Origin of the sequence: Collinsella aerofaciens (genome assembly GCF_015558785.1) — a bacterium.
GTDB lineage: Bacteria > Actinomycetota > Coriobacteriia > Coriobacteriales > Coriobacteriaceae > Collinsella > Collinsella aerofaciens_P.
The window spans coordinates 57,129-70,394 of sequence record NZ_JADMOP010000012.1 but is presented as its reverse complement, the minus strand read 5'-3'; the positions used below and the strand labels follow the sequence as shown (position 1 = coordinate 70,394).

10 protein-coding genes are annotated in these 13,266 nt (G+C 59.9%); all 10 read left to right on the top strand.

Going from position 1 to position 13,266, the window contains the following annotated elements; translation table 11 throughout:
- The first annotated feature begins 294 nt into the window (after positions 1-294).
- The 10 genes from I2G40_RS06940 (at position 295) to rny (ending at position 13,266) form a co-directional block, all read left to right on the top strand.
- A complete protein-coding gene (locus I2G40_RS06940) occupies positions 295-1,965 on the top strand; it encodes a ribonuclease J (RefSeq protein ID WP_117746567.1) in 1,671 nt (556 codons plus the stop codon).
- Between the two features lies 1 nt (position 1,966).
- Positions 1,967-4,744, top strand: coding sequence for an FtsK/SpoIIIE family DNA translocase (locus tag I2G40_RS06935; RefSeq protein WP_229090693.1), 2,778 nt, complete (start codon positions 1,967-1,969; stop codon positions 4,742-4,744).
- Positions 4,744-6,231: a helix-turn-helix domain-containing protein gene (locus tag I2G40_RS06930; RefSeq protein WP_195544607.1), complete on the top strand. Its 1,488-nt coding sequence runs from the start codon at positions 4,744-4,746 to the stop codon at positions 6,229-6,231. The genes I2G40_RS06935 and I2G40_RS06930 overlap by 1 nt, the downstream gene beginning before the upstream one ends.
- Positions 6,232-6,283: 52 nt before the next feature.
- The gene (locus tag I2G40_RS06925; protein WP_022094699.1) at positions 6,284-6,781 is read left to right on the top strand and encodes a YajQ family cyclic di-GMP-binding protein; all 498 of its coding nucleotides are present in this window, start codon (positions 6,284-6,286) and stop codon (positions 6,779-6,781) included.
- A 26-nt stretch (positions 6,782-6,807) separates the two neighbouring features.
- Complete coding sequence (gene rimO, locus I2G40_RS06920) at positions 6,808-8,157, top strand: 30S ribosomal protein S12 methylthiotransferase RimO (protein WP_195544606.1); 1,350 nt, start codon at positions 6,808-6,810, stop codon at positions 8,155-8,157.
- 99 nt (positions 8,158-8,256) lie between these two features.
- Positions 8,257-8,805, top strand: coding sequence for a CDP-diacylglycerol--glycerol-3-phosphate 3-phosphatidyltransferase (gene pgsA / locus I2G40_RS06915; protein ID WP_229090698.1), 549 nt, complete (start codon positions 8,257-8,259; stop codon positions 8,803-8,805).
- A gap of 27 nt (positions 8,806-8,832) precedes the next feature.
- Positions 8,833-9,348: a CinA family protein gene (locus I2G40_RS06910; RefSeq protein WP_229090692.1), complete on the top strand. Its 516-nt coding sequence runs from the start codon at positions 8,833-8,835 to the stop codon at positions 9,346-9,348.
- Between the two features lie 257 nt (positions 9,349-9,605).
- Positions 9,606-10,754, top strand: a complete 1,149-nt coding sequence (gene recA / locus I2G40_RS06905; protein WP_195544603.1) for a recombinase RecA — start codon at positions 9,606-9,608, stop codon at positions 10,752-10,754.
- Between the two features lie 11 nt (positions 10,755-10,765).
- Entirely contained in the window at positions 10,766-11,458 is a 693-nt protein-coding gene (locus tag I2G40_RS06900) for a regulatory protein RecX (protein ID WP_195544602.1), read from the top strand.
- A 257-nt stretch (positions 11,459-11,715) separates the two neighbouring features.
- A complete protein-coding gene (rny, locus tag I2G40_RS06895; protein WP_195544601.1) occupies positions 11,716-13,266 on the top strand; it encodes a ribonuclease Y in 1,551 nt (516 codons plus the stop codon).

Here is a 13,266-nt window from a genome sequence, read left to right as displayed (position 1 = left end):
GTCGCGAGTTCCGCACGCAAAGGAAAGCACTTAATGTGCTTTCCGTCTTGCGCAGGACTGTAGAGCAGCAAACTTAACCCGCCCCGGCCCCCGATGGCCCCAGACCGGCGGGATAGACCAGTTCAGATGGGGCTTTGATGCATGGGTGGTCTGTTGTTGTGCAAATGGGTATCATACTGAGGTTACTGCGTCGAATCTGTGATGCATGTTTGTACGTTCCCGGCGGTCGGTTTGCCAGAAGCGCCCCGTCGGTTGTTCCAGACCCGTTTCGAAGAAAGGAAACAACACTCACCTATGGCAGCTAAAAAATCATCTCCCTTGAAGATCATTCCGCTCGGCGGCCTTGACGGCATCGGTAAGAACATGACGGTCTTCGAGTGCGGCGACGACATGGTGCTCGTCGACGCCGGCCTCATGTTCCCGGATGACTCCCAGCCCGGTATCGACCTGGTGCTTCCTGACTACACCTATGTCCTGGAGAACGAGGAGAAGCTCCGCGGCATCATCGTCACCCACGGCCACGAGGACCACACCGGTTCGCTTCCGTACCTGCTGCAGGATCTCAACAACAAGGTGCCCATCTTCTCGAGCAAGCTGACGCTCGGTTTTATCGAGGGCAAGCTCTCCGAGTTCCGCATCCGCGCACCTAAGTTCCGCGAGGTCAAGGGCGGAAGCCATGTCAATCTCGGTGGCATCTCGCTCGATTTCTTCTCCATGACGCACTCCATTCCGGGTGCACTGGGCGTGTTCATTCGCACCAACCAGGGCACCGTTATGCACACGGGTGACTTTAAGCTCGATCAGACGCCCATCGACGGCGTCACGCCCGACTATGCCGCCATCAGCCGCTTTGCCAAGCAGGGCATCGACCTGCTGCTTTCCGACTCCACCAACGCCACGGTTCCGGGCTTTACCAAGTCCGAGGCCGAGGTTGGTCCCAACCTGCTGCATGCCATCAAGAACGCCCCGGGTCGCGTGTTCGTCGCGTCGTTCTCGAGCCACATCCATCGCCTGCAGCAGATCTGCGACGCCGCCCGCAAGTGCGGCCGCAAGGTCGTCGTGACTGGACGTTCCATGCTCACCAACACCCGCGTGGCGCGCGAGTTGGGCTACCTCAACATCGACGATGCCGATATCATTGATGCCTTCGATATCGATAACCTGCCCGACGACAAGATCGTCGTCATGTGCACCGGTTCGCAGGGCGAGCCGCTGTCGGCCCTGTCCCGCATGGCCAACGGCGAGCACAAGACGCTTTCTATCCACGAAGGCGATACCGTCATTCTCTCGGCAACTCCCGTTCCCGGCAACGAGAAGGCCGTTCAGCAGGTCGTCAACAGCCTGGCCAAGCTTGGCTGCGACGTCTGGGATAAGTCCCGCGCCCTCGTTCACGTCTCGGGGCACGGCAGCCAGGAGGAACTCAAGCTCCTCATGGCCATGGCCAAGCCCACCTACTTTATGCCGGTTCACGGCGAGGCCGTGCATCTGCGCGCCCATGCCCAGCTTGCTCGTAAGATGGGCATCAAGGATGATCACATCTTTATCCTCGATAACGGCGACACGCTCGAGATGCGTGGCGGTATCGTCAAGCGCGGTACGCCCGTCGAGTCCGGCGTCGTCTATGTTGACGGTCTGCGCATCGGCGACACCGACCCCATTGTCCTGCGCGATCGCCAAAAGCTCGCCAATGACGGTATGGTCACGGCCGTTGCCATCGTCTCGCTCAAGCATAAGAAGATCGAGGCTATCGAGTTCTCGGGCCGCGGTGTTTCGTTTGCCATCGACGACCAGTTCTCCGAGGATGCCTCAGCAGCCATCATGAAAACGATCGAGAAGGGTAAGTTTACCTTTACCAGCAGCGGCTCCGATGCTATTCGCAAAGCCGTGCGCGATTCGCTCTCCAACTTTATCTGGAGCCGTACGCGCACCCGTCCGATGATCATCCCGGTCGTCATGGAGGTTTAGTTTGGCGCGCGGATCTGCACAAAACGCCAAAGGCAACAAAGCCAACAACCAACCGGCATCTGCTAAGGGTGCCGGTTCCCATCTGCGTGCCAATAAGGGCCACGAGTCCGAGTTCGATGAGTTCGAGCCCCTGGTCGAGCCTTCGGCCAATCGCGATATCGCCGGCGTGGTCATTGCCGTTTTGGCGATTGCGTCCTTTATTGCCGTGATTTCCCCGGCAACGGCGCCCGTGACAGCTGCGGTTGCCGGTTTCTACCACCTTGGCTTTGGCCTGGGCGCCTACGTGCTGCCGATCGTCATCTTGCTGTTTGCCGCCACGCTCTTTTTGGGTGAGGACTCGCCGCTCAACATTCGCTCGGTCGCGGGTGGCGCCGTGGTGTTTGTGGCCATTGTCTCTATCCTGTCGCTGATGGTGCCGGGCACGAGCGATTCGTGCGACCTCATGTTTACGCCGCAAAACCTATCTGCGTCGGGCGGCTACATTGGCGCCTTTATCGCAAGTACCTTGCAAAACGCCCTGGGTAAACCTATTGCCATGGTTGTCTTGCTTGGGCTTGTCGTCGTTGGCCTGGTCATTATCGGCTTTTCGGTGGGCGGCGTTTTGCGCTCCGCACGCGATCGCGCCGCCGATTTTGCCGAGCGCCGTCGTGCCGATGTCAATGTGAGCCCGTGGGGCGACGAAGAGGCCCTGTCGGTTCCCGGCGTCGCCCGTCCGCACCTGAGCATTCTGCGCCAGAAGGGAACTGATGCCGCGGTGACCACGGTCATGGGAGGCGATGCCGACCCGGTTTTGGATGACGACGAGGACAATGACCCGTTTGTCGACGTGTCCGAGGCCGTGGAGGCCGAGCGCGCTAAGACCACGCTGCTGCCGCGTCGTCATGCCAAGAAGGGCAAGGCCGCGCCCAAGCTCAACACGAGCGAGCCCGACCCGTCTTGGTCCGATAGCGAAATCGAACTCACCGAGGGCGATGACGAGGACGACGAGACTCCGCTCGAGACCGCCAAGACAACCTTGCTGCCGCGTCGCCGTGCCAAGGCAGGACAGGTCACCGGACAGTTTTCGATAGAAGATGACCCGGACAATGCTGACGAGTCAGAACCGCCGTTTGCCGTGAATCCCGTTTCGGCAGCTCCGCAGATTCCCGACTTCCTAAAGCATCCCAAGGTTGCCGATGCCTCCAGCTCTACGACTTCAGCTGCTCCTGTTGCAGCCGGTGATGGGGGAGCGGACGGTACTGCTGCCGGTGTCGAGGGCGAACAAGAGGACGGCCTCAAGCTCCCGCCGCTCGAAATCCTGCACGCCAATCCGCAGTCGGCGTCCTCCGCGTCTTCTGATAAGGAACTGGAACAGACTGCCGAGTCGTTGCAGTCTACCCTGCTCGAGTTTGGCCGTAGCGCTCGCGTCGTCGGCTGGATTGCCGGCCCCACGGTCACGACCTTTAAGCTGCAGCCCGGCGAGGGCGAGCGCGTGAGCAAGATCTCGAGCCTCGAGGACGATATCGCGCTTTCGCTTGCCGCCCAGTCGGTGCGCATTTTCGCGCCGATTCCCGGCACCTCGCTCGTGGGCATCGAGATCCCCAATCGCAAGCGCCAAAACGTCAATCTGGGCGACGTGCTGCCCTATGTTAAGGGCGGTCCGCTCGAGCTCGCCATCGGCCGCGATGCCGAGGGCACGCCGGTTGTCGCCGACCTCGCTAAGATGCCCCACTTGCTGATTGCCGGTACCACCGGTTCCGGTAAGTCGGTGATGATCAATTCCATCATCACGACCTTGCTCATGCGCGCTCTTCCCGAGGACGTTCGCCTGATCATGGTCGATCCCAAGCGCGTCGAGCTTGCGGGCTATAACGGCCTGCCGCATCTCTACGTGCCCGTGGTGACCGAGCCCAAGCAGGCTGCCAGTGCACTTCAGTGGGCCGTGTCCGAGATGGAGCGTCGCCTGAAGGTGTTCGAGCGCCTCAACGTTCGCAAGATCTCGACGTATAACGAAAAGCAGGCCGCCGGCGAGTTTGAGCATTACGATAACCCGCCGCAAAAGATGCCCTATCTGGTCATCATCATCGACGAGCTTTCGGACCTGATGATGGTCGCCGGCAAGGATGTCGAGGCCTCGATCGTCCGTATCGCCCAGCTGGGCCGTGCCGCCGGTATTCACCTTATCGTGGCTACGCAGCGCCCCAGCTCCAACGTGGTGACGGGCCTCATTAAGGCCAACATCACCAACCGTATCGCCTTTAACGTGGCTACGGGCATCGATTCCCGCGTCATTATCGACCAGATGGGCGCCGAAAAGCTCACCGGTTTGGGCGATATGCTGTTCTCCAAGGTCGACTGGGGCAAGCCCCGCCGTATCCAGGGCTGTTTTGTCTCGGACGACGAGATCAACGAGATCGTCGAGTTCGTTAAGTCGCAAAGCGAGCCCGACTATCACGAGGAGATTCTGTCCGCCGTGGCGCCTGCTTCCATGTCCATGGCTGGTGGCGGCATTGTTCGCACGGGCGTTGCCGAGCCGCAAGATGACGACCCGCTTATCTGGGAGGCCGCCCATATTGTGGTGGAATCGCAGCTGGGCTCCACATCTGGCCTGCAACGCCGACTCAAGGTTGGCTATGCACGCGCCGGGCGTATTATGGACATGCTGGAAGAAAAGGGTGTCGTCGGCCCGCCCGATGGTTCCAAGCCGCGCGAGGTCCTGCTGGACGAGGAGGGGCTCGCCGCGCTGGAGTCTGTCGACGCCGAGATGGCACGTGAAGATCGTGAGTTTGGAGGATTCTGATGGCTGCACGCTTTGGTGACATGCTGCTCGAGCAGCGTCGCCGGATGGGCCTTTCCATCCAGCAGGTCGCCAACACCATCAAAATCAGGCCGCAGATCATCGAGTTTTTCGAGACCGGCAACTTTGCATCGATGCCCCCGCGTGGCTATGCGCAGGGCATGATTTCGAGCTACGCTCGCTTTTTGGGACTTAACCCGCGCGAGGTCGTCAACGCTTATTTTGATGACCTCATGGCATACGAGCGCGAGACCTCGCAGCAGGGCGGTCGTTTTCAGGATGCTGCCGGCTACGTTAACTCGCGTTCGTCGGTCGATAACGGACGCTTTCTGATGGTTCAGGGTGGTCGCTCGACGCGGTACGGTCAACGTCCTCCGCAGGCGGGCTACATCACCGAGACGGGCTCCAGCGAGGAGATTCGTTCTCAGCGAGATCGCTTTCGCAGTACGCCCATGCCGGATGACCGTGCGCTTCCCGCCGCTCGCGGGTTGAGTCGCGATCCTCGCGCCGGTTACGGCGACGGAGGCTACTCCGGTCGTGGTTATCGCGGAGTTTCTGCCGGGCGTTCCCGCGGTGGTTACGCCGACGCCGATACCACGCAGGTGACGCCGCGCCTCCGTTCGCAATCGCAGCCTTACGGGCAGCGCTCTTCGGCGCCTCACTCTGGACAGCGTGGCTATCAGAACCGTGGTGAGCTTGCGCCGCGTTCGGGCCAGCGCGGCTCGCAGCGCCAGGGCGGCTATCGTGGTCGTCCCGATAGCGGTCGCGGCCGTATGCCGCAGGGGAATGGTCGTGGCGGCTCCAATCGCGGGCGCGGCGGTGGACGTGCTCCTCAGAACAATGGTCTCGATCCGCGCATCATCTACGCCGGCATCGGTGCCGTGGCACTTTTGCTGATTTTGCTCATCGTGGTCCTCCTGCGTGGCTGCGGCTCTTCTGCACCCGAGTCGACGCCCGAGACGCCCGCGGCCACTAAGACGACGACCAAGAAGTCTTCCAAGAAGACCGAATCCGTTGACGAGGATGAAGGCACCGACGATGCGACGGATTCTGCCGATTCCGATGCCGCCAAGGCGACGGTAAAAAAGGAAGAGGACGAGGTCATTAAGGTCAAGGTTTCCGTTGCCAAGGGCAAGACCGCCTGGATTGAGGTCAAGGTCGACGGTAAATCGGTCTACGGCGCCCAGGCGACCGGCCCCTTTGAGCAGGAGTACACGCCTGAGTCCTCGATCGAGATCACCACGTCCAAGCCCTCCGATGTCACGGTTACCAAGAACGGCGAAAAGGTTCGCTATGACACCAAGACATCGGGCGTGGCGCGCGTGACCATTACCGTTCCCAAGAAGGAGACCACAGACTCCGAGGACGGCGAGAGTACCGACGGCACCGATGCTGTCGACGGCACCGACGCCCAGTCTGCCGACGGCGCCGATGCTCAGTCTGCCGACGGCACCGACACGGCATCCGACGGCCAGGCAGCAAACGATTAGTTGACTATTCGTACGACAGCTACTAAGGCTCCCCGTACCGAAAGGAAGAACCATGGCTAAAGATTCCAGCTTCGACGTTGTGTCCGAGGTCAATATGCAGGAGGTCGATAACGCTTTCCAGCAGACCACTCGCGAGATCTCTCAGCGCTATGACCTTAAGGATTCCGGCGCCACCATCGAGCTTTCGAAGGGTGACAAGCTCTTTACGATCAATGCCCCGGCCGATTTTGTTTCCAAGCAGATCATTGACGTGCTGAGCTCCAAGCTCATCAAGCGCGGCATCGACCTCAAGGCTGTCTCTTGGGACGCGCCGCAGGCGGCTTCGGGCGGTACCGTGCGCGTGCTCGGCCATATCGTCGAGGGCATCGACCAGGCGACCGCCAAGAAGATCAATAAGGACATCAAGGATCAAAAGCTCAAGGTCAAGGTGACCATCGAGGCCGATAAGCTGCGCGTTTCCTCTGCTTCCAAGGACGCGCTGCAGACGGTGATTCAGTTCCTGCGCGACCAGGACTACGGTCAGCCGCTGCAGTTTACCAACTACCGCTAATTTACTCGAAAGGACCGCTCTCCAACATGGATACTCCGTTGGGTTCCGTACTCTATATCACCCTTGGCTGCGCCAAGAACGAGGTCGATACCGACCGCATGCGTTCGCTGCTGACCGCTGCGGGCTACGAGGAAGCATTCGATCCGCAGGATGCCGATATCGCTATCGTCAACACATGCTCGTTTCTCGCCTCAGCGACGTCCGAGAGCATCGAGACCACGCTCGAGCTCGCTAACGAGGTGCAGGACGGCGTTCGCGCCTGCCCTATCGTCATGTGCGGTTGCGTGCCGTCTCGTTACGGCGATGACCTGCCCGACGAGCTTCCCGAGGTCGCGGCCTTTGTGAAGGCCGATGAGGAAGACGGTATCGTTTCTGTCATCGATGGCGTGCTTGGCGTGGAGCGTGAGATTGCAGCCTATATCCCGCAGGTCAAGCGTACCGTCGAGGGCGCCGTTGCCTACGTCAAGATTTCCGATGGCTGCAATCGTTTTTGCAGCTTCTGCATGATCCCCTATATTCGCGGTCGCTATCATTCGCGCAATGCCGAAAGCATTATCTCCGAGGTGCGCGATCTGGTTGCCGGCGGTGTGCGCGAGATCGTGCTGATCGGTCAGGACACAGGCATTTGGGGCACCGACTTTGCCGACGAGGATGTCGCCGAGGGCTCGCCTCGCAATCTGGCGCAGCTGCTGCGTGCCGTCGCCGAGGCCGTACGTCCGCACAATGTTTGGGTCCGCGTGCTCTATCTGCAGCCCGAGGGCATGACCGACGAGCTTATCGAGACGATTCGCGATACGCCCGAGGTGCTGCCCTATATCGATATCCCCGTACAGCACTGCGACGCGCGCATCCTCAAGGCCATGCGCCGTTCCGGTTCGCGCCAGGAGCTCGAGGATTTGTTCCGCGACCTTCGTGAGCGCATCCCCGGCATCGTGATTCGCTCTACGGCCATGGTCGGCTTCCCGACCGAGACCGACGACGAGTTCCGCGACCTTATCGACTTTATGGACACCGTCGGCTTTGACTACACGAGCGTCTTTGCCTACTCGCGTGAGGAGGGCAGCCTGGCCGCCAAGATGGACGGACAGGTCGATGAGGAGGTTAAGCTCGAGCGCGCCCAGGAGGCCATGGATCTGGCTGAGTCGCTCGGTTTTGCCGCCACGGCAGCCCATGTGGGCGAGCGCGCCCAGGTGATCGTCGATGGCATCGAGGAGGCCGAGGACGGCGCCGAGCTGATCGGCCATGCCTGGTTCCAGGCGCCCGATTCCGATGGCGCGGTGCATCTGGACGCCAGCGAGGCGTCCGTGGGCGATATTCTGACCGTCGAGTTTACCGATAGCTTCTGCTATGAGCTTATCGGTCATGTTGTGGAGTAGGAGAGCGTCGTGGCAAACGAGAGTAATAAGGAACTGACGAGTGTTTGGACGCCCGCCAACATCGTGACGTGCGTTCGCATCGTCTTTATCCCGGTGTTCATGATCGTCTCGGCCCTGTCTCACGCGAGCGTTGCCGGTACGGACTGGAGCACCTTTGACGGTCCGCTTGCAGCCGCCGCCTTTATTTTGTACGCGATTCTGTCGTGCACCGATAAGGTCGATGGCTATCTGGCGCGCTCGCGCAACGAGATTACCGATTTCGGCAAGTTCTTGGACCCCATCGCCGACAAGCTGCTCGTGTTCTCGGCCCTTCTGCTGTTCTTGGATTTTGGCGCGGTGACCGTGTGGTCCGTGTTCATTATCCTGTTCCGTGAGCTGCTGGTGAGCGCCCTTCGCATGGTCGCGAGTGCTGCCGGCGTGGTCGTTGCCGCCGATAAGCTCGGCAAGTACAAGACGGCAACCACGATGGTCTCCATCTGCGGTTACCTGTGCGTCTTTGCTATGACCGGCCTCCAGTTGGGGCCTGCGGAGCTGTTGCTCGGTGTCTATGGCGTCTCACGCTTCCTGTACGCTGTTGCCGTTGTCCTGACCGTTATCTCGGGCGCCCAGTACTTCTGGAACTGCCGCAAGATCGTCTTTTCGGTCTAGGTCCTGGTGGGTATGACGGAGCCTTATTTGCAGATTGCCGCAAACAACGAGGAGCTGGCGCGCGATATTGTCGAGCGCGCAAGTGCCCGTGGTGTGACGGTGTCGACGGCGGAGTCGCTGACGGCGGGCATGATCGCCTCGACGATTGCCGATATCCCGGGTGCCTCGGCGGTGCTTCGTGGCGGTGCGGTGACCTACTGCGATGAGATTAAACATCGCGTGCTCGGCGTCGAGCAGGAAACGCTCGATCGGTTTAGCGCCGTGTCGCACCAGACGGCACGTGAGATGGCCGCGGGCTCGCTGGACCTCTATCAGAGCGATATAGCCGTAAGCGCAACGGGCTACGCTGGACCCGGTGGTGGCACCGAGCAAGACCCCGCCGGCACGTTCTATATTGGCTGGGCGTATCGCGCGGCCGATGGGGTAGCGCCGGTTGTCGAGTCTGCGCGCTGTTATTACGAGGGCGATCGGTCGTGTGTTCGTGCCCATGCGGTCGCGGAGGCTTTGGGACGCATTGTCCGTGTGCTCAATTCTATGGAATAGACATGGTTTAAGGGGCCTTAGGGCCCCTTAATTGTGGAGATAGGGACCTTTGACGGGAATTACGTTTGCGCTGGTACATGGCATAAATTTGTTCGTGCACTCGCATTTGTGATTGGCGTGGTCACGCGTTTGGTCGGTGATTGGTTGGCGTTTGGTCGGGTTTTGGAATGGTCGGGTGAATATGATGAATCTGAACGGTTGACCACGAACAGCCGTTCGTTTATTATCGTTTCAGGTTGTTAAGAGGAGGGCTATTCATGGCCAAGAATTCAGGTCCCGTACGTACCGTTCATGCACGCACGACGGGTAAAGAGCGCGACGAGATGATCGCCACCACCAAGGCCGAGATCGAGAAGAAGTTCGGCCAGGGCTCTATTATGAGGTATGGCGACGGCGGTCCCGAGCTCGAGGTTGAGGCTATTCCGACGGGCTCTCTGGCGCTCGATGCCGCCTTGGGTATCGGCGGCGTGCCGCGCGGCCGTATCGTCGAGATTTATGGCCCCGAGTCCTCCGGTAAGACGACGCTTTCGCTCGAGATTCTTGCAGAGGCGCAGGCCATGGGCGGTGTCGTGGCATTTATCGATGCAGAGCATGCGCTTGATCCCACCTATGCCGCGCGCATTGGCGTCGATATCGACGAGGTCCTGATTTCCCAGCCCGATACGGGCGAGCAGGCGCTCGAGATCGTCGATATGCTTGTGCGCTCCGGTGCCATCGACGCCATCGTCGTCGACTCTGTTGCCGCCTTGACTCCGCGTGCCGAGATCGAGGGCGAGATCGGTGACACGACGGTGGGTCTGCAGGCTCGTTTGATGAGCCAAGCGCTCCGCAAGCTTGCCGGCTCGCTTGCCAAGTCCAACACGACCTGCATCTTCATTAACCAGCTGCGCGAGAAGATCGGCGTCATGTTCGGCAACTCCGAGACCACCACGGGCGGCCGTGCTCTCAAGTTCTTCTCTTCCGTGCGAATCGACATTCGCAAAATCGATACCATCAAGCTCAAGGACGAGGTTATCGGCAATCGCGTTCGTGCCAAGGTCGTTAAGAACAAGGTGGCCGCTCCGTTCCGCTCGGCCGAGTTTGACATCATGTATGGCACCGGCATCTCCAAAGAGGGCTCGATTCTGGATATGGCCGTCGAGTGCGGCATCTGCAAAAAGATGGGGTCCTGGTTTGCCTATGGCGAGGATAAGCTCGGCAACGGTCGCGAGGCCGCTAAGACATTCCTGCGTGAGCATCCCGATTGCGCCGACGAGATCGAGCACAAGGTTCGCCTTGCCTGCGGTCTTGAGTATGACGACGATGCCCCCTCCGAGGTTGAGTTGACCGATCAGGCTGCCCCCGAGGAGTTTGATGAGCTGTACGCCATCGATGGTTCCGCGATGCTCGACGATGACGACGAGTAGCGGATGCCGACATGTCGTATACGGTGACCGAGGCCACGGTCGTCTTTCCCGATAAGAAGGCGGCCTCCTCGTTCTCGAGCGGTTATGCGTCTAAAAAGCCCTGCGCGCATATCGATTGCGATCTCGAGGGCGGTTTTGAACGTTCCATTTGGATTCCCGTGCGCGTGGCGCGCCTGTACGTTAAGAACCGCCCCGATCTTCCCTGTGATTGGGATGACTTTCGCGAGGCTGTGCAGCTTATCGAACGTAAATGTGCGCTCACCATGGTGACCGAGATGCTTTCGCGCCGCGATCATGCCACGGGCGAGGTGCGCGATAAGTTGGCGCGCTATGGCTTTCGACAGCCTGCGATCGATTTTGCAGTTGCTCGAGCGACCGAGTATCGTTTTTTGGATGAGAACCGCTTTTGTTCGTACTTTATTGAAGAGCGTAAGCGTCGCGGCTGGGGACAGCGTAAGATCGAGGCTGAACTCAAGCGCCGTCATGTCGTACTTGACGATATCCCCGGGTATCCAGAGGATTATTTTGCCGTGGATGACGACTTGGCTCGTGCGTCGGCCTTGCTCGCTAAACGTCGCGTTCCCGAAGCGCGTGCATTCGAAAAGCTCGTCAGGTTTTTGATGGGTAAGGGCTTTTCGTATCACATCGCCGCCGATGCCGTTAAGGTGCGGCTCGATGCCTCAAGCGAGGAATGCGCCGTGTAAGCGTGCGCATGGTACGCCCCTGCCGTTCACCGCTTGATTGGCGCCGTGCCGGGTGCGTTTATTTGACAGTTGTTGCGGTTCAACGTAGGATATTTACTGTCATTTGCTTTGTGATATGTGCTCATCTGTGATGAGTTTGTTTATATGTTTATCTGTATCCGACCCGCATAAGCTGCGCCCATATTACTCAAATGTCGCGAGCCGTTCGTAAGGACGGTTCGCTTTGCTGTGTAACGAATCCATAAAAAGGAGTGAGCATGCCTATCATTGCAGCGCTCGTTGGCATCGTTTTGGGTGCCATCGCCGCCATTGCCTACATGCGCACCGCCAAGCAGGGTAGTCTTCACGAGGCCGACGAAAAGATCCAGTCGGCACACGCGCAGGCAGAGTCCCTGATCGGTGATGCTAAGCGTCAGGCCGAGACCCTCAAAAAAGAGGCTCTGCTCGAGGCTAAGGAAGAGATCATCAAGAACAAGCAGGCCGCCGAAGCCGAGGACAAGCAGCGTAAGAACGAGATTCGCACGCTCGAAAACCGCGTGATGCAGCGCGAGGAATCGCTCGATCGTCGCAACGATGCGCTCGACAAGCGTGAGCATCAGCTGTCCAGCCAGGCCGGTCAGGTCGAGAAGCGCTCTCGCGAGCTTGAGGAGCTCTGCGCCAAGCAGACTTCCGAGCTTGAGCGTATTGCCGACCTTACGCGCGAGGACGCTCACAAGGAGCTGCTCGACAAGGTCCGCGGCGAGGTTACCCACGAGGCGGCCACCATCATCCGCGAGTCCGAGCAGCAGGTCCGCGCCGAGTGCCACAAGACCGCTCAGGAGATTCTCTCCCTGGCGATTCAGCGTTGCGCCGCCGACCATACCGCCGAGGTCACCGTTACTTCCGTTCATATTCCCTCCGATGACCTCAAGGGTCGCATCATCGGTCGCGAGGGTCGCAACATCCGCACCTTTGAGCAGGTGTCCGGTGTCAACCTCGTGATTGATGACACCCCCGAGACCGTCGTGCTTTCGAGCTTCGATCCGGTCCGTCGTGAGACTGCCCGTGTGGCGCTCGAGAATCTCATTGCCGACGGTCGTATTCACCCCGCCCGCATCGAGGAGATGTATCACAAGGCTGCCGACTTGGTTCAGCAGCGTGTGCGCGAGGCCGGCGAGCAGGCCGCCTTCGATACCGGTATCCACGACCTGCACCCCGAGATCGTCAAGACCCTGGGCGCTCTGCGCTACCGCACCTCGTTTGGTCAGAACGTGCTGCAGCACTCGCTTGAGGTTTCCGACCTTTGCGGCGTGATGGCCTCCGAGCTTGGTTTGGATGTTGTGACCGCCAAGCGCGCCGGTCTTCTGCACGACCTGGGCAAGGCCATCGACCACGACGTTGAGGGCCCGCATGCTGTGATTGGCGCCGAGCTTGCCCGCCGTTATGGCGAGAAGCCCGTTATCGTTCATGCTATCGAGGCTCACCATGCCGATGTCGACCCCAACACGGTGCTCGATGTCCTGGTACAGGCCGCTGATGCTGTCTCTGCTTCTCGCCCCGGTGCCCGTCGCGAGTCTGCCGAGAACTACATCAAGCGTCTTGAGAAGCTCGAGGAGATCGCCAACTCCCATGAAGGCGTCGAGCGTACCTATGCCATGCAGGCTGGTCGCGAGGTCCACGTCATGGTTCAGCCGGACAAGATCTCCGATGCCCAGTCCACGGTCCTGGCTCACGATATCGCCCATCAGATCGAGGAAGAGATGGAGTATCCCGGTCAGGTGCGCGTCGTCGTGATTCGCGAGAGCCGCGCTGTCGATATCGCTAAATAA

Excerpts from the sequence above, each read along its gene's own strand:
- I2G40_RS06940 (WP_117746567.1), top strand. The coding sequence starts at position 295 with ATGGCAGCTAAAAAATCATCTCCCTTGAAGATCATTCCGCTCGGCGGC.
- I2G40_RS06930 (WP_195544607.1), top strand. The coding sequence starts at position 4,744 with ATGGCTGCACGCTTTGGTGACATGCTGCTCGAGCAGCGTCGCCGGATG.
- I2G40_RS06925 (WP_022094699.1), top strand. The coding sequence starts at position 6,284 with ATGGCTAAAGATTCCAGCTTCGACGTTGTGTCCGAGGTCAATATGCAG.
- rimO (WP_195544606.1), top strand. The coding sequence starts at position 6,808 with ATGGATACTCCGTTGGGTTCCGTACTCTATATCACCCTTGGCTGCGCC.
- pgsA (WP_229090698.1), top strand. The coding sequence starts at position 8,257 with ATGATCGTCTCGGCCCTGTCTCACGCGAGCGTTGCCGGTACGGACTGG.
- recA (WP_195544603.1), top strand. The coding sequence starts at position 9,606 with ATGGCCAAGAATTCAGGTCCCGTACGTACCGTTCATGCACGCACGACG.
- I2G40_RS06900 (WP_195544602.1), top strand. The coding sequence starts at position 10,766 with ATGTCGTATACGGTGACCGAGGCCACGGTCGTCTTTCCCGATAAGAAG.
- rny (WP_195544601.1), top strand. The coding sequence starts at position 11,716 with ATGCCTATCATTGCAGCGCTCGTTGGCATCGTTTTGGGTGCCATCGCC.